Below are 17,213 nucleotides of genomic sequence, written 5' to 3'. Positions count from 1 at the left end.
TGAATTAAATAGTCATATCTTGTTAAATAGCGATAGGTATTCCATACCTCTAGTAGTTTCAAAAATTACTCCAATACATAATGACCAGATATTAATGAGTGCCTATTTAGACTTGCGTACATATTTATCAGATCGTTATCAATCTATTCCAGCCTTCATAAACTCTGCAATAATTACAAAGAAAACATTCAGTACATAGAAGCCAATTTATGCTTACAGAAAAAGAAGAACTTGTTTTAATAGGTATTTGGAAGTCTCCTTCTCCGTTTTCGATTGGAGATATACCCGTAAACTTCCCTTATACAACTACTGCATCAATTGTCAAACGATTGCAGGAGAAAAGGTTTGTTAGCCTAGTTCCAACATCATTAAAACAGAAATACCTTTACCAGGTTTTGATATCAAAGGAAGAGTATCTATATTTTATTCTTGATCATTTCTTATTAAATGTTTATGAATCAGATAAGGAAAAGTTTGTAACTTTAGTAAATAAAATAATTAGCGTGTATTAGAAAAGTATTGTAATATAAACTATCATTATATTACCAACTATAATAAACAAAAAGATATAAACATATTACTGGTGTCCGATAAAATTTTAAAAGTATACAATGAGGGGTAGTGTCCCCAAAAAAGTGTGTATACTAGAACGCTTCTTTGAATTGCAAAGCTACTTATTATTTCGCTTTGCTTCCCATAAACAACCAACCCCAACCAAGAAAGAATTAAGGCAAGGCTGTCGTAGCACCGCGGAGACACCGCCTTGCCGTATTCTTTGGGTTTATATCTTTGTGTTGGGAATAAAGCGCATATCTATCAGGTCTTCAATTATTTATTTTCCTCAGTCCACTGGTTAAATCTCCTATCCTTTTTCTTAGATAGGTCGCATTTATTCCTATGCTCCCGATCAGGTGCAGAGCTGAGTCTACACTGGGGAGGGCACACTTATATCGCGCACCTTTCTTTATTTGTCTATTGAAACGTTCTATCCAATTGGTACTATGGATGTACTTCCTAACACCCACTTCGTATTTCAGATAGGTGAAGTAATACTCTATCCGATTGCCGTAAGCCATCTTACAGAGAAAGGGATAGCTTTTACTCCATCTCTCTGCAACGCTTCTGAAACTCGCCAAACCATCAATTGAAGAGCGACTTGAATCCTCTTTCCTAAAGACCTCTTGAAGATCACTTGCGATGGCGGACTTATCTTTCGGTCGTACTTTACGAGCTATTTCTCTTTGAAGGTGGACTGTACAAAGCTGTACCTCCACTCCCGAGAAATGTTGCTGTGCCACCTCCTCTATGTTGTTAAGGCCATCAGAAACAATCAAGCCAACCTCCTCTAATCCTCTTTTAATATCCATAAAGGCCTCGCCCCAAATACCACTACCCTCGGTGGGGTTATTGTATACTCCGATAACATCTCGACGACCTTCTCTATCTAAACTCATTACCACAAAGAACGCCTCCCTACTCACGCTATCTCCTTTACGAACGGGGAGAAATGTAGCATCAATCATAAGTGCCTCAAGTGTTCTTGGGAGTTGTCTATGACGCCACGCTTCAACGGCTTCTTGTGTTGATAGAGAAAGACGATTGATTTGGCTCGTACTATATCGTTTACCATAGAGCCGCTCAAAAACTCCAGAGATATCTTCCATTGTATTCCCACAGCTATACAGATACCCTGCCAACTCGCCATCTCTTTCTCTTGGTCCTTCAGAAGCCCTAGAATCAATGGCATAAATCCTCGCTGGCGTGTCCTCGGAACTCGTAATTCAAGCATATTACCGCTTGCAAAGATTCGGCGAGGGCGGTACCCATTACTCACATCCCCACTAGCCTCTTTGTACAGCTCTCGCTCACCGTCCATCGCTATCTCGATAATTAACGACATTAAACGAGACAAACCATTAGGCTCAGTCATCTCATTTGTTAGAATTTCCTTAAATTGCTCCTGTGTAAGTTTCATGTTTGTTCTCTTTTATTAGTTCTATTTTCAAAGATAATATTCTTGCGACTTACACACTTTTTCGGGACAGTATCAATTCGCGTTATAAGGTCGGAGGAAAGTGGTGCTTTTTTCCGACCTTATAATTTTAGTTCCCTCTGTTTCACGATTTGGAAAATCGTATTGCCTTAGCGAATATATTTGCTTGGTAATATGATTGATAACCAAAATAATATGTGTTATGGAACAGAATGACAATGGACAACAGGAGTATGTGCTGATTTTGGAGGATCGCACTGAAGTGAAGAATGAGCAGGAGGCAGGTAAGCTTTCTGTGGTAACAGGAATGGACGAGTTGGGCAAGCTCAAGACGGCTGAGCCGATAGATGCCAATCAAGCTGTCTTCCTAAAGTTCAACAACAAGGATGGTCTGCTCAAGAACTTCATGAGCAACTTCCTCAGGCAGTTCAACAATCCTACCCACTTTGGACTCTACAAGGTAGCAGCTCACGGAGTGGAGAAGAGCGTGGAGGCTCTCAAGACTATGTTGCCTGAGCGTGAAGACCCGAAGATTAAAGCAGAATTGGAGAAGAGCCAGGTTCGCTTTGAGGACTTCCTACCAATGCAGAAGAAGACTACGGCCATTCCCAAAAACAAGGTAGATTGGAAGCAGTTGGAAACTATTGGAGTCACTAAGGAGCGATTGGAAGAGAGCGGACAATTAGAGAAGCTACTCAATTGGCAGAAGTCCGACCTTGTGACCATTGCGGTGAAAGCTGGTAGTGAGACCATCTACACAGATGCTCGGCTCGCACTTCGCACCAATGAAGATGGTGAAATCGGTTTGGCGATTCACAATATCCGCAAGGAGCCAAAACTGGACTTCCCATATCTGGGATACAAGTTCACAGATGAGGAGAAAACCACACTACAGACAATGGGTAACCTTGGTAAGGTGGTGGAGCTGACACCGAAGAATGGTGAACCATTCTCAGCTTATGTCTCTATTGACCCGCTGACTAATGAGTTGGTTGCTCTCCGTGCCGATAGAGTTTCTATTCCAAAGGAGATTAAGGGTGTAGAACTAACCGACCAACAGTATAAAGAGCTCGTGGAGGGGAAGGCAGTCAAAGTGGAGGGTATGCTCTCAAGGAACAACAAGCCCTTTGATGCTACACTTCAAGTCAATGCAGAGAAGAAAGGCATCGAGTTCATCTTTGACAACTCCCAAAACTACAAACAGCGACATGAGCAGTCACAAGAACAGAATCAACCTCGCATCCCTAAGAAGCTCTGCGGACTAGAGCTATCTGAGAAGCAACAGCAGGCACTCACCAATGGAGCGACACTTTATCTAAAGAATATGGTGGATAAGCAAGGGCAATCTTTCAATGCCTATGTGAAGCTGATGCCTGATGAGAATAGACTTCGTTTCTTCCGCTTCAATCCCGACAAGAAGCAATCAACAGATAAAGTGGAAGCTGTCGCAGAAGAACACAAGACCCAAGTGGCGGTCAATAACGAGGGTAAGACCAACGAGGCGACTAAGAAGGTACAAGAGCCTCTTAAGTCTAAGCAGATCCAGCCTACTGAGAAGCAGGCGGAGAACGCCACACAGAAGAAGAAAACCTCACGAGGTCGTAAACTTTAATATCACCGGCAGACTATGACTACATGTATCATCGCAGAGAAGCCCTCTGTGGCTCGTGATATTGCCCGAATTGTTGGAGCAAACCGTAAAGAGGAGGGCTACATCGAGGGGAGTGGCTACCTCGTCACTTGGGCGATTGGTCACCTTGTCACACTAGCTATGCCTGAAGTGTACGGATTTCGTGAGTATCGAGCTGATGACCTGCCGATACTCCCCAATCCCCACCAATTAGTAGTGCGACAAGTCCGTAAGGATAAAGAGTACCACGATGACCCGTCAGCCATCAAACAACTTAAGGTGATTCGTCACTGCTTCACCGAGGCAGACCAAATCATTGTGGCTACCGATGCAGGACGAGAGGGAGAGCTTATCTTCCGCTACATCTACCACTACTTAGGTTGTCAAAAGCCATTTCAAAGGCTTTGGATTTCCTCATTGACCGATAAGGCTATCCAAGAGGGGCTTGCCCATCTAAAGTCAGGCAGGCAGTACGACAACCTTTACCTTTCAGCCAAAGCAAGGAGCGAAGCGGACTGGTGCGTGGGTATCAATGCCAGTAGAGCCTTGTCTATTGCAAGGCGTGGCGGTTACTCATTGGGACGAGTGCAGACACCCACTTTGGCTATGATTTGTTCTCGTTACCTAGCGAACAAAGCGTTTCAGTCGGTGCCTTACTGGAAACTCACCGCTTCCGTTAGTCACACCGACCTCACGATTCGAGCCAATTCGCAAGAGCAGTACGACAATGAAGCGGACGCCCAGAGCATGCTCGCACAGCTTCGCACTCACGGCTCGCTTACGGTCACTAAGGTCACAAGAAAGGTGACGGAAACTCCACCACCACTCTTGTACGACCTGACCGCACTCCAAAAGGAAGCCAATAGTCGCCACGGTTTCTCTGCCGATAAGACTTTGTCTATTGCACAGAGCCTCTACGAGAAGAAAGTAACCACCTACCCACGCACAGGTAGTAGGTACATCTCCGAGGACATCTTTGAAGAAGTGCCCAAGCTCATCACCAAGGTACGGAAGCAGACCATTCCCACCAATCTCAATCGCCAATCTGTGGACGACAGCAAGGTGACTGACCACCACGCTATCATCCCGACTGGCGAGGAGTATCCGATGCTCTCCGCTGATGAGCAAACCATCTACACGATGATTGCCCATCGCTTTGTCGAGGCATTCCTGCCACCCTCCCAGGAGGAGCGTATGCAGGTAGAGATGACAGATGGTACGCATCACTTCGTCTGGAAAGGTCAGCGACCTGTCTCCCTTGGTTGGAAGGTTGTTCAAGACAAGTCCAACAATGAAAGAAAAGAGGGTGAAGAGGAGGAGCTTGAGAAGCTCCCAACCATCTTGGAGGGGGAAACCCTACCATTGCAAAGTGCCGAACTCCTGAAACAATCTACCAAGCCAAAACCACTCTATACTGAGGCAACCCTGCTCTCAGCTATGGAACACGCTGGCAAAGAGGTGGGGGATACCGAGAGTAAGAAAGCGTTGGCAGAGTGCGGTATCGGCACTCCAGCAACAAGAGCTAATATCATTGAGACACTTATCCTCAGAGACTATGTTCGTAGAGAAAAGAAGTCACTTGTACCTACTGATAAGGGGCTTGTAGTCTATGAGATTGTCAAGGAGATGAAGATTGCCAATGCCGAGATGACAGGCAATTGGGAGTTGTCTCTTACAGCAATTGAAGCTGGAGCTTTAGAGATAGGTGAGTTTGAGAAGGGCATTAAGGAGTACACTCGCCAAATCTGCACTGAATTATTGGCACTGACAGCTCCGACTAAGCAGTACCCAACTTATAAGTGTCCTAAGTGTGGTAAGGAGAGCTTCGCCATCTACAATAAGGTGGCAAAGTGCAAAGACGACACTTGTGGCTTCAAAGTATTCCGACAGCTGTGTGGCACATTCCTCTCTGACAGCAATATCCAAGACCTTATCACCAAGGGCAAGACTCCCATCCTCAAAGGGATGACCAGTAAGGCAGGTAAGAAGTTCAATGCCCGATTGGTGCTAAGGGAGGATTTTACCACTGCTTTTGAATTTGAGGCAAGAGACAAGAAAAGTAAGAAATAGCAGACCTCCTAAAAGTTTTATATAGAAAACTCAAGTCCCAACACAGTGGGACTCTACTCCCAATATATAGAAACTCTGTTCCCAGTACTTAGGAACTATTGCAATTCCATAGATAAGATTTAGATATGTCGTACAATAAGAAAAAGATATTGCAAGAGAATAGTGAGGCAATACGAGTGATCCTTAGACTGGAAAAAGAGAGGAGACTACCGACTACTGAAGAGCGGGAGCAACTGCTCCGCTATCAAGGCTTCGGAGGGCTAAAGTGTATCCTCAGTCGCACCGACAGCGATGAGGATATCCGTTATTGGGCTATGAGCGAGCAGTCGCTCTTTGAACCGACTCGTCAGCTGAAGCAACTCATCTATCGGGATGCTCTGGATGCGAATATGGCGAAGCGGTATTGGGATAGCATTAAGTCGAGTGTCTTGACCTCCTTTTATACCGACCAGCGGATAGTAGATGCGATTGCTCAGGGGATAGAGAGCAGTGGCATTCGGCTCAATCGTGTGCTCGATCCATCGGCAGGTATGGGAGCTTTCACCACTGCCTTTGCCACTTCGCCAACAACCACGGTGTATGCCTTGGAGAAAGACCTCTTAACCGCTCGTATAATGCAAGCCCTCCACCCGATGGGTGAGGGGAATATCCAAGTCTATCAGAAGCCCTTTGAGCAGGTGGATGACTTAGGAGCAGAAGGGAGAGTCTTTGACCTTATCACCAGCAATATCCCCTTTGGCGATTTCTTGGTTTACGACCGAGGTTTCCTTAAGAGTGATGAGGTGATTAAGCAGACTTCTACCAAGTCAATCCACAACTATTTCTTCGTCAAGGGACTTGATGTGCTGAAGGAGGGCGGTTTGCTCGCTTTCATCACTTCGCAAGGGCTTTTGGACTCACCCAAGAATGAGCCTATTCGCAAGTATTTGATGGAGCATAGTAACCTCGTCTCCGCACTGAGATTGCCCTCAGGTATGTTCTCAGAGAATGCAGGTACAGAAGTGGGCAGCGACCTTATTATCTTGCAGAAGCAGAGGCATAAGGAGGAGCTTTCACCGTTAGAGGAGCAATTCATACAAACCATAGCTGTACCTAAAGGTGACGGCTTTGGTATCGCTTTTAACCACAACACACTCTTTGAGGGTGAGGTGGCTCGTCCACGCATCATCGCCACAGAGAAAAGTCTGGGCAGTAATCCCTACGGCAAACCGACCTGGGTCTACACCCACAACGGAGGGATAGAGGGTATCGCCAATGATATTCGGGAGCAATTAACCTTGGATATGGGAGAGCGATTTGACCGCTCTCTTTATGAAATAGGCATCCTTCAAACGGAAGCCATTCAACAATCCATGTCTATAGAGGCGGAAATAGAAACGCCTGAAAATGCCTATGACTTGATGCCTAAGGAGCTGGAGCGACAACTGCCCAAGCTCTATGCTACAGAAAAGGTCAAACTGATAGGAGATAAGGTCGCTTATGGACGTTACTTCTTTCCTGCTGGAGCCTATACCGCTTACCTTCTTGAGTATGACCCAAAAGAGGAGTTGGGCTTCGGAATAACCACTATGGGGTATGACTGGGAGATGGGCTATATGTCATTGGCAGAGATGAGGGCGGTCAAAGTGATGGGGCTTGGCATTGAGCGAGACCTCTACTTTCAGCCCACTCCTCTTCATCAGATCCAGGAGCTAAAAGAATTTGTAGGAGAAGCCTACACCCATCAAGCGAATCAAGAACAAGGGATAGAGACGGTCACTCCCGAAGAGAAAGAGTCAAAAGAGGACGCGGAAAAGATAGAAAAGACAGAGGAGTTGGAAGAGGTCGTCCCAGATGGTGTCCCAGTACTATCCCTTCAAAAGCTATACAAGCGACAGCAGGAGGAACCCATTATCCGACCAGACTTTGAGGAGCCAAGAGAGATGGATGGCAGGATGGTTTACTTTGATGATGAACATCATCCCATCGACAATCCTAATCTCTATGATGATGGTGAAGCACCGACTCAAGCTCTACCACTCTTTGCTCCTGAAGAGTATATGCTTTGGACTCGTGAGGTTCATCGGGTAAATCGGGAGTTAGAGAAGGAGAAAAAAGAGAGGGGGCAAGCCACAACTAAGACAACAGCACGAAAACAAACAGCTACCAAAAGAGCCACCAAGAAAAAGAAAACGACTCCATTAACGCAAGCCTCTCTCTTCACCTTTGACGAGGAAGGAGGTATCATTCCCAACATAAGTAAGCCGATTCAAGAGGTCAAGAAGGTATTTGATAGTTCTCCCCGCCCTTTTCTTTCACTCCCCGATAGCCATCTTCGTGATGGCTCTATTGTGGTACAGAATGGGCAGGTTGGTTTCTTGTCGGGAATAAAGAGCAACCCTCTATTCAATCCTATGGACTTATCTTTTAGTCAGCTCTCCAAACTGAAAGCGTATGTGGAGATACGAGACTGTTACCACCGTCTCTATGACTATGAAGCCCACAACCGTATAGAGGATAAGGAAGAGCGACAGAAGCTCAATCGCCTCTATGACGCCTTTATAGCAGAGCGAGGACACTTCAATGACCGCTCTAATGTGGACCTCATCAAGATGGATGCTACAGGAGTGGAGATGCTCTTCTTGGAGCGGAGCATCGATGGCAAGCTGGTGAAGGCAGATATCTTTGACCATCCTACGGCATTTTCTAATGAGGAGATAACACTTGCGGCAAATCCATTGGAAGCTCTTTCGGCTTCACTCAATAAGTTTGGGGAAGTGGACTTGGGCTATATGGCTTCACTCCTGCCCGAAACAGAGGAGGACGACCTCATTACTGAATTAGAAGACCGCATATTTTACAATCCAGAAGTGGGCAGCTATGAGATTGCAGACAAGTATATTTCAGGCAATGTGATTGAGAAAGCGGAGCGGCTGGAGTCTTGGCTCTTGGACCACCCCGAGCATGAGGAGGCACAACGAGGCCTTTCGGCTCTAAAAGCAGCTGTCCCAACACCAGTACCATTTGCCGACTTAGATTTCAACCTTGGAGAGCGATGGGTACCCAGCAAAGTCTATTCGCTATTTGCCACTGACTTCTTTGGCACAGAGGTTCATATCGCCCACCACGCCAATATGGATGAGTATGCCATACAGTGCGAACGAAAGAATGCCAATATCTGGAGTAAGTATGCGGTGCAAGGGGAGTTTAGGCGCTATGACGGCATTAAACTGCTTGGGCATGCTTTGCAGAACACCATTCCTGAAATCAATAAAAATAAAGAGGTTTTAGACCCTACCACTGGGGAAATCAGAACCATCAAAGTGCGGGATGGGGAGAAAATTCAACAAGCCAATTCTAAGATTGAGGAGATAAGGCAGGGGTATGTAGATTGGCTGGAGAGACAGCCTGAGACCTTTAAGGAGCAGATGGCAGAGCGATACAACAGGCTATTTAATTGCTTTGTCCGCCCTGACTTTGATGGCTCACACCAAACCTTTCCTCATCTTGACCTCAAAGGGCTGGGTATTCCTGAACTCTACAAGAGCCAAAAGGATGCCGTCTGGATGCTGAAAACAAATGGTGGGGGTATCTGCGACCACGAGGTGGGTGCAGGGAAGACGCTTATTATGTGTGTAGCGGCGTATGAGATGAAGAGGTTAGGGCTGGCAAATAAGCCGATGATTATAGGACTGAAGGCGAATGTCTTCGACATTGCGGACACCTTTCGGAAAGCGTACCCCAATGCAAAGGTGCTATATCCAGGCAAGAATGACTTCACGAAGCAAAACCGACAGCGGATCTTCAATGACATCAAGAACAATGACTGGGACTGTATCATCTTGACACACGAACAGTTTGGAATGATACCTCAGTCCTTGGAGGTACAGGAGGCGATACTACAAAAGGAGCTGGACTCAGTAGAGGAAAACCTCGAGGTGCTCCGCGAGCAGGGCATAGAGGTCTCTCGAGCGATGTTGCGGGGACTTGAGAAGCGGAAAGAGAACTTAGAGGTAAAGCTCAAAACCATTGCAGACGACCTCTCGGAGCGTAAGGATGAAGCGGTAGACTTTAAGCTGATGGGGATTGACCACCTCTTTGTGGACGAGAGTCACCGTTTCAAAAACCTGCTCTTTAACACCCGTCACAATCGGGTGAGCGGACTCGGTAACCCTGACGGCTCGCAGAGAGCTCTTAACTTGCTCTTTGCGATACGCACGATTCAGGAGAGGTCGGGGAAAGACTTGGGGGCAACATTCCTCTCTGGTACAACCATTAGCAACTCGCTTACGGAGCTGTATCTGCTCTTTAAGTACCTAAGACCTCAGGCACTCGAGAAGCAGGGGATCAATACCTTTGATGCTTGGGCGGCAGTCTTTGCTAAGAAGTCTACCGACTATGAATTCTCTGTCACCAATGAAATCATTCAGAAGGAGAGGTTCAGAACATTCATTAAGGTACCAGAGCTTGCCTCCTTTTATGCGGAGATTTGCGACTACCGCACGGCTAAGGAGATTGGTATCGATAGACCTGAAAAGAATGAGGTGCTACATAATATACCGCCAACACCTGAGCAAGAAGCATTCATTGAGAAGCTGATGCAATTTGCCAAGACTGGCGATGCGACACTGCTTGGTCGAGCAGCTCTCTCAGAAAGGGAGGAGAAGGCAAAGATGTTGATAGCTACAGACTACGCCCGCAAGATGAGCCTTGATATGAGAATGATAGACCTTGAGGGGTACTCTGACCATGTGGATAATAAGGCTTCGCATTGTGCCAAGTTAATTTCGGAGTACTATCAGAAGTTTGAGAAGCAAAAGGGAACACAGTTTGTATTCTCTGACTTGGGGACCTACAAGCCCAATGAGTGGTCAGTCTATTCGGAGATTAAGCGGAAACTGGTGGAAGATTATGGCATCCCCCCATCGGAGGTAAGGTTTATTCAAGAGTGCAAGACGGAACGAGCAAAGAAAGCGATAGTGGAGGCAATGAATCGGGGAGAGGTGCGGGTGTTGTTCGGCTCAACGGAGATGCTGGGTACTGGAGTGAATGCACAGCAACGAGCCGTCGCAGTGCATCACCTCGACACGCCTTGGCGTCCTTCCGACTTGGAACAACGCAATGGGCGTGCCATTCGTAAAGGTAACGAGGTGGCAAAGCTATACGCAGACAACAAGGTGGATGTCATTATCTATGCTGTGGAGCGGTCACTCGATAGCTATAAGTTCAATCTGCTACATAATAAACAGCTCTTTATCAATCAGCTCAAGAGTAATTCGCTCGGAAACCGAACGATTGATGAGGGTGCCATGGATGAGGATAGTGGACTTAACTTCTCGGAGTATGTGGCTGTGCTTTCGGGTAATACTGACCTACTGGAGAAAGCGAAGCTGGATAAGAAAATTACCACCTTGGAATCGGAGCGTAAGGCATTCAATCGGGAACGTGACCAGGCAATGAATATGGTTGGAGAGATTGAGTTTAAGGCGAATATTCATAAGGGCAGGATTGCTCAAGCGGAGAGTGACTGGAGCAAATACAACAGTATGGTGCAACGTGATGAAGCAGGGCTACCCATTAACTCCATTGTGATAAAGGGCGTAGAAGGCGTGACCGATGAGAAGCGGATAGCGGAGCGACTGCATGAAATAGCAGATAAGGCACGAACAGGCGATGAGTATCGTGAAATTGGGCAGGTGTATGGCTTCCCAATTCTTGTAAAGTCGGAGAGTTCAGCTAAGGATGGGCTGTTTGGTTTAACCCAAAACAGATTCTTCGTGAAGGGCGAGGGTAATATCTACTACACCTATAACAATGGGGCCTTGGCAACTGACCCAAAGCTGGCTTGTCGTAACTTCGTTAATGCTCTGGAGCGTATCCCAAAGGTCATTGAGAGCCACCAAAAGGAACTCGCTAAGGTGACCGCTTCTATCTCTACCTATAGGGAGATAGCCAATGGCTCCTGGAAGAAAGAGGAGGAACTTCGCTTTCTAAAAAGCCAAGCCTCCGAACTTGACCGTAAAATAGCACTCTCTCTCACCCCTCCTTCTGATGCCGACGACACTCCAGAACAACAGCAGTCTAACGAAGTCGATGAAAGTCCCACATTGTCGTCCCGAGTGTCTGAGCAAGGAGCGATAAAGCCACAAGCGAACCAATCTCAAAACCCCGACAACGACTCTCCCAAGAACAGCTACCGCCCCAAGTGGCATTAGATGAAATTCTTTTTATTGAGGCAAACAACTCTCTGTAAACAGCAGTAAAAAATATGATTACGCCGCCTTTCTGGTCGCAAACTCACCATACATTTGCGACAGGCAAATTATATTTGCCCCTGTTATTCAGTGTTTTTGAGGTATTTCACTCGGGGCTTTTTGGTGTGTCCTAAACTTTCTAACCCACAATAACCTACGATCCTTTTGCGCATAAACATATAATCAGTGTATTTGCACATAATCATATGTGAGTGATTTTGTGCATTATGGATGATAATATATGCCTGTTTGAAGGATACAGTAAGAAGGCCTCGGATTTCAAGTGACAATAGGTGTTATCTACCGAGTACCTCTTTTAACTTCTTGATTTGTTTGGCAAAACCCTCAGGATCACTTTGTTTCAATTTTTCAATATTCAAAAGTTTCCACTCTACTGAGGGGTAAGTCTCAAAGCTTTGGTAGGAGAGCAGAGACCATTGAGGTTCTCCGCTTTCAAACGAAATCAAGAAGTCTTTTTCTGTTTCAGAGAATAGATTTTGGAGCCCTTGGATTAAATTAATACGAGTAGCTTCATAGTCTTGATAAGTAAAGGGTATCTCGGTCATCCCCATGAATTGTGTCTCCATAACCTTAGTCTGGTCAATTAGGTTAGGAGCAATTGACTCTGAGATTGGACGATCACTACCAAGAAGACTATATAGTATCCCTTCTTTCACATCAGACAAGGAATAATCCATGTACTTCACATCGAAGAGGTCTCTGGGATGTTGTCGAGAAAGAGCGGCAGCTATCTTTCCTCCATATAAAAGTGGAATAGGAACAACATTAGCTTCACAGTACATCATAAATTCATCTTGAGCCTTAGCACACAAAGGGGTTAACTTAGGAGAGCCAGAAACAAGGCCACGCTTTGTCTGATTAACTTCAATCTTGACTTGACATCCTCTGAAGCTACAAAGAAGCTTGCAAATTTCTGGACGATGAGTAATTTGAATGCCCTTAATAGATTGTCTCAATTTTTCTGAGATTCTTCTTAAACAGGCGTTGATGTTGTCAAGGCTGGCTTTACGATCTAATATTGGGATATAGGTTAGATCAATATCTATTGAATAGCGAGGAAGGTCTTTGACAAAAAGATTGATGGCTGTGCCACCATGTATCGCCAAATCCCCTTCCTCTGTTACGGCTGGAATAATGCGTATAAGAAGCTCTACTTTACTTCTATAATTATTCGTAATCATATAATTCTTGAGGAACAGTTATCTGATATTTATCCACATAGACACCAGGATTTGCTAAGGCTCTTGTCCCGCTTCCCAAATTGATTTTTGCAACATCAAGCTGCTTAAACCATGGTAGGTGAGCTTTGTCTGCAAAGTATAAGAGTAATCGATTGACTTTGACAGAACGACTCAATTCCAATAACTCTTGTAACAACTTGGGTCTTAATGTAGTAAGCATCTCTGTTACATAGTATATATCCATAAGAGAATAAAACTTAGGTGACAATGACAAAGTTTCAAGTATAGCCCTTTCTGGAGAGGATGCAAATACTTCATAGCCTCCCACTTCAAGTAACTCTATACCCAATTCACTACCAGCAAAGAGATTGCTACTATATACCAGTAGATTCTCAAAGAGGGCACTTGTCTTAAGCCATTTTGGGATATGCTCACCATTTTGTTCATATAAGAATATAGGTTCATCTCCTACATATCCATAATGAGAAAACCCCCTTAATCCCAAAGCAGTAGATGCTCCTAAAACATATTTCTTGCCTAAAAGTTCGTAATAGGAATAGAGAACGGCATATAGGGTCGGAGTATATCCATCAAAACAATATACTCCATTTGCTATTCGTTGTAGCCAATTACTCTTAACAAAGTCAGCCAACTCTGACCTTGTAAGCCCTTGTTGCTCCAACCAAGCTGAGAAGAGAACTGGAGTCTTTTGAGATTGTCTCTGCAGCTTCTTTATTTTAGTCGACATTTGCACGCTATTCTGCTTACAAATATACGGCAAAATAAACTTGTAGCAAAAGAATCCCCGACTAATCTCTCTTCTGACCATACTTATGTGATTAACTCTACCACTCCTCTCGTCGACGGAGCATCTCGTCTATTTCGTGCCTTAGAAAAAGCAGGCGTCCATTGGCTTTGATAAATGGGATCTTACCGAGCGAAACCCAATTGTAGATGGTCTTTTGCTCCACCTTGAGGAGCTTTGAGACATCTATAATATCGAGGTATTCTGGTCGCATCGGAGGGTGAATGGTTGTCTCTTGAAGGGCAAGCAATTGATTTAGCTTACCCTCCATATTGACAAGCATCTCCTTTAGAAGCTCAAACTCTGATTTATGTTCAGAGGACTCTGGCGGTTCTTTCAAGAAGCATGACATAGCTTTCCTCTTATGTAGTTTCCTGTGCTGTCTTGAGATAAGATATTTTGTTCTCTCATATAGGCGATATACTTCTTCGCCGTTCTGTCCTTGACATCCATCTCCTCCATCACAGCGACAACCAAGTCGCTGTAGGGCACCTGCTCTTGCTCTTTTAGTATCTCTTTAGCTACAGAGACCAAGTCTACAGTCTTACGCTTTTCTTTTTCCGCCTTGGACTTCTCACCCCTATAAGCAAACATATCCAACTCTTTGTCCCACCCAAAGAGCATCATCGGGACATCCAAAGGACTACCATCCCTCACCTTGAGAGCCTTAACCACAGACAATTCAGGGTTATCGTCCTTCTCAATCGAAAGAATGCCTGCTGCTTTTCTTTGGAGTTCAGAGCCGATATGCCCTCGTAACTTCACACCATTGGGCACGAAGTGAAGTACACAGATGATGCAAGTATTGTAAATACCCGCAAGACGATATAGTTCGTCAACTACTGCTATACTCTCGCTTTCATCATTGGCAGAACGGATCAAATCCGCAATCCCATCAATAACGACTAGCTGAATACCATTGTATTTGTGATAAAGCATATCCATACTATCGCGAATGAGCTTCAGACGTTCCTGGCGAGAAAGAGAAGCCAAGTAAAATGAGTGGAAGAAGGAAGGAACCCTATCTAACCCTGCACGTGAGAGTGTCCGCCCTAAGTTCTTATGTAATTGGGCTTCTGATTGCTCTGTATCATAATGCAGGACAGCATACTTCTTTGGATTAGCTGAGACACGTAGTCCTAAGGTCGACTCTGCTTCTAATGGCTCGTTGCTAATAACCCCTGAGAGGATGGCAGAAATGTAATTACTCTTTCCTGTACCTTCACCTCCTGTAATACAGAAAAGGTTATCCTGTGTCCCCAATGGAACACCATTGACGGACACAATGGAGTTGGAGACCTCAGGCGGGTTATTATAGTCTATCTCACAGGACTTCATCATCATAAGCGTATTTGCATATAGCTTGTTAAGTTCCTTGGCTAATAGTCCTTTGAGGTCAGTCGCTATCCGCCCCATTGAGAAAAAATCCGATATGTCCTTCTGCTCTTTACCGCCATCTAATGGCAGTTCCAGCCTAAGAATTGGTAGCTCTGAAAAGGTTTGTAAAACCTTATATGAAGCCCGAATACCTGTTTCGTCTACGTCGTACAAGATGACGATATGCCTAAATCTTCGACTCAGGAGTTCCATCAGAGGCTTTGGAATATCGGAAGTTTCACTATTAAAGCAAATAGCATTGAAGCCATGGGCGGAGAGGCTCATCACATCCTTTTCTCCACCAGTTATGTAGACTACATCACCCTTATTGGAAAGTTGCTCAAGCCCAAAAACGTAATCATCAACCTTCTCTCCTCCATAAAGGAAGCGGACACTGCTGTGAGGCCGATAAACCTTAATAAAGCCTTGCATGACATAGCCAAACATTGGGTCCTCATCATTAGAATATATCGAGTAAGGTTTTCCCTCCCGATTGACCGACTTAAAGCAGGTCAATGCTTTCACATGAAAACGGCGAAGTACCTCCTCTGTAATCCCATAACGAAACCAAAACATGAGTTCTCTTTGACTAAAAGCCTTTGAGGTAAAATCATATCGCTTTGGAGCTTCAGAGGTCACTTGGGGTGTCACTCGATTGCTTGGGCGTTTTCTGCTCATATTTGACACCACAGTCTCTTGGTCGATTCTAAGATTAAGTCCTAAGTCTCTATTTATCATTTGAAGGACATTGCGGAAATCTCGCCTAACATCAAGTCCCGCCACCATTGCTACAAACCAGAAGCAGTCCCCTGAATAGAGTTCGTCCCCAAAGTCCTTCATGCGGTAACAGTCATTCTTGCTATCGAAGTAGATGTTACAAGATGCTCTCTTGTCCTCATAGAAAGGGTTGCGAAAGTTACGCTTAGGCGCAAAGTCTACAGGCATATAGTACGTGAATACGTCCAAGCCTCTATTGGTGCGATTGAGTATTTCCTCCTTGAAGTTCATAGCTCTTCAAACAACATTTCAGGCTCCTCTTCACCGAGATAACCCTTTATGACCCCATCTTTGTAGGCATTCAGTCTCTGTATAGCCTCAATTCGCCTAAAGCCCTTGAAGGTTGCTCTACCAGTCTTGACAGCTATATACAGCCCCTTGAAAGGATATACCACATGATTCGCAGAGACATAACGAAAAGGGACAGCGTTAGAGTCTCGCCAGCGTGCAAGAGAAGCTCTTGAGATGCCAAGAAGCCTCATTACATCAGAAGAGTTCAATTCAATCTTATCTTCAAGGACTTCATAGTCCCTTTTCAGTTCCGAGATAAAGTTGTAAACCGCACCTACCTCTCTTCGCAACTGCTTGATTTCATGAACTAATTCACCTGTATAGTTTTGCTCTTCAACTTTCATGAGTACTCTCTTTGATTAATTCTTCTCCTTTTAAGATAGCTATCATCATTTCAAGCTTGTCAACCAGTTTTTCTGTACCAACCATACTTAGTAAAGTTTCTGCTAGTTCTTTTAGAATCTCTTTTCTTTGTGGATCATAAGCCTCCTCCAATATCCTCAAAAGTCCATCAAGGCTTATAACGCAATGATGCTCGCCAATCGAGCTTTTTTGTTGGACTGCTGACTCTACTATTTCTGATGGAATATGCAATAAAAACACCGTATGCTCCATTGCTCCAGCACATTTAAGGTAGGAGCTAAGTGTCAAGTTGCTCTGAAGTTTGGCATGTTTCAAAAACGCCGAATAATCTATGCCTGCATCCATTGCCAAGGCTTTGCCATTCCCCAAAGAGGACAAGATGGTTTCCAAAGTAGGCTCCACAACGTATAGTCTTTTCATATTGCTCATCTTTGCATTTCATCATACAACTCATGTGATTATTTCTTGACTG

General features: G+C 44.9%; 11 protein-coding genes. 4 read left to right on the top strand and 7 right to left on the bottom strand.

Annotated features, from left to right (window positions below; all coding sequences use genetic code 11):
* Positions 1-209: 209 nt before the first annotated feature.
* Positions 210-512 (top strand): BlaI/MecI/CopY family transcriptional regulator, encoded by a 303-nt coding sequence (locus QYZ87_09870; protein MDN4754817.1) that lies wholly within the window; start codon positions 210-212, stop codon positions 510-512.
* 312 nt (positions 513-824) lie between these two features.
* Here QYZ87_09870 and QYZ87_09865 read toward each other — a convergent pair whose 3' ends face one another.
* Positions 825-1,664, bottom strand: a complete 840-nt coding sequence (locus tag QYZ87_09865; GenBank protein ID MDN4754816.1) for a transposase — start codon at positions 1,662-1,664, stop codon at positions 825-827.
* A gap of 531 nt (positions 1,665-2,195) precedes the next feature.
* On the opposite strand from QYZ87_09865, the gene QYZ87_09860 reads away from it, so the two are divergent.
* From QYZ87_09860 to QYZ87_09850, 3 genes are all read left to right on the top strand, one after another.
* On the top strand, positions 2,196-3,605 hold the full coding sequence (locus tag QYZ87_09860) for a DUF3945 domain-containing protein (GenBank protein ID MDN4754815.1): 1,410 nt from the start codon (positions 2,196-2,198) through the stop codon (positions 3,603-3,605).
* 15 nt (positions 3,606-3,620) lie between these two features.
* Positions 3,621-5,693, top strand: a complete 2,073-nt coding sequence (locus QYZ87_09855; protein ID MDN4754814.1) for a DNA topoisomerase 3 — start codon at positions 3,621-3,623, stop codon at positions 5,691-5,693.
* A gap of 125 nt (positions 5,694-5,818) precedes the next feature.
* Complete coding sequence (locus QYZ87_09850) at positions 5,819-11,887, top strand: N-6 DNA methylase (GenBank protein MDN4754813.1); 6,069 nt, start codon at positions 5,819-5,821, stop codon at positions 11,885-11,887.
* Positions 11,888-12,222: 335 nt separating this feature from the next.
* On the opposite strand, the gene QYZ87_09845 is transcribed toward QYZ87_09850, so the two are convergent.
* The 6 genes from QYZ87_09845 to QYZ87_09820 form a co-directional block, all read right to left on the bottom strand.
* A complete protein-coding gene (locus QYZ87_09845) occupies positions 12,223-13,128 on the bottom strand; it encodes a nucleotidyl transferase AbiEii/AbiGii toxin family protein (GenBank protein MDN4754812.1) in 906 nt (301 codons plus the stop codon).
* Positions 13,115-13,876, bottom strand: a complete 762-nt coding sequence (locus QYZ87_09840) for a type IV toxin-antitoxin system AbiEi family antitoxin domain-containing protein (GenBank protein MDN4754811.1) — start codon at positions 13,874-13,876, stop codon at positions 13,115-13,117. The genes QYZ87_09845 and QYZ87_09840 overlap by 14 nt, the downstream gene beginning before the upstream one ends.
* 97 nt (positions 13,877-13,973) lie before the next feature.
* Positions 13,974-14,216 carry a helix-turn-helix domain-containing protein gene (locus QYZ87_09835; protein ID MDN4754810.1) on the bottom strand — a complete coding sequence of 81 codons (243 nt, stop codon included), beginning with the start codon at positions 14,214-14,216 and terminating at the stop codon, positions 13,974-13,976.
* Positions 14,217-14,269: 53 nt separating this feature from the next.
* Entirely contained in the window at positions 14,270-16,318 is a 2,049-nt protein-coding gene (locus tag QYZ87_09830) for a bifunctional DNA primase/helicase (protein ID MDN4754809.1), read from the bottom strand.
* A complete protein-coding gene (locus tag QYZ87_09825) occupies positions 16,315-16,722 on the bottom strand; it encodes a hypothetical protein (protein ID MDN4754808.1) in 408 nt (135 codons plus the stop codon). The genes QYZ87_09830 and QYZ87_09825 overlap by 4 nt, the downstream gene beginning before the upstream one ends.
* Positions 16,712-17,161, bottom strand: a complete 450-nt coding sequence (locus QYZ87_09820) for a hypothetical protein (protein ID MDN4754807.1) — start codon at positions 17,159-17,161, stop codon at positions 16,712-16,714. Before QYZ87_09820 ends, QYZ87_09825 begins: the two co-directional genes overlap by 11 nt.
* Between the last annotated feature and the right edge of the window lie 52 nt (positions 17,162-17,213).

It is taken from the genome of Porphyromonadaceae bacterium W3.11 (genome assembly GCA_030434245.1).
In the GTDB taxonomy this organism is placed as follows: Bacteria; Bacteroidota; Bacteroidia; order Bacteroidales; family Porphyromonadaceae; genus Porphyromonas_A.
The sequence above is the reverse complement of the archived record's forward strand: the minus strand, read 5'-3'. Positions and strand labels throughout refer to the sequence as shown.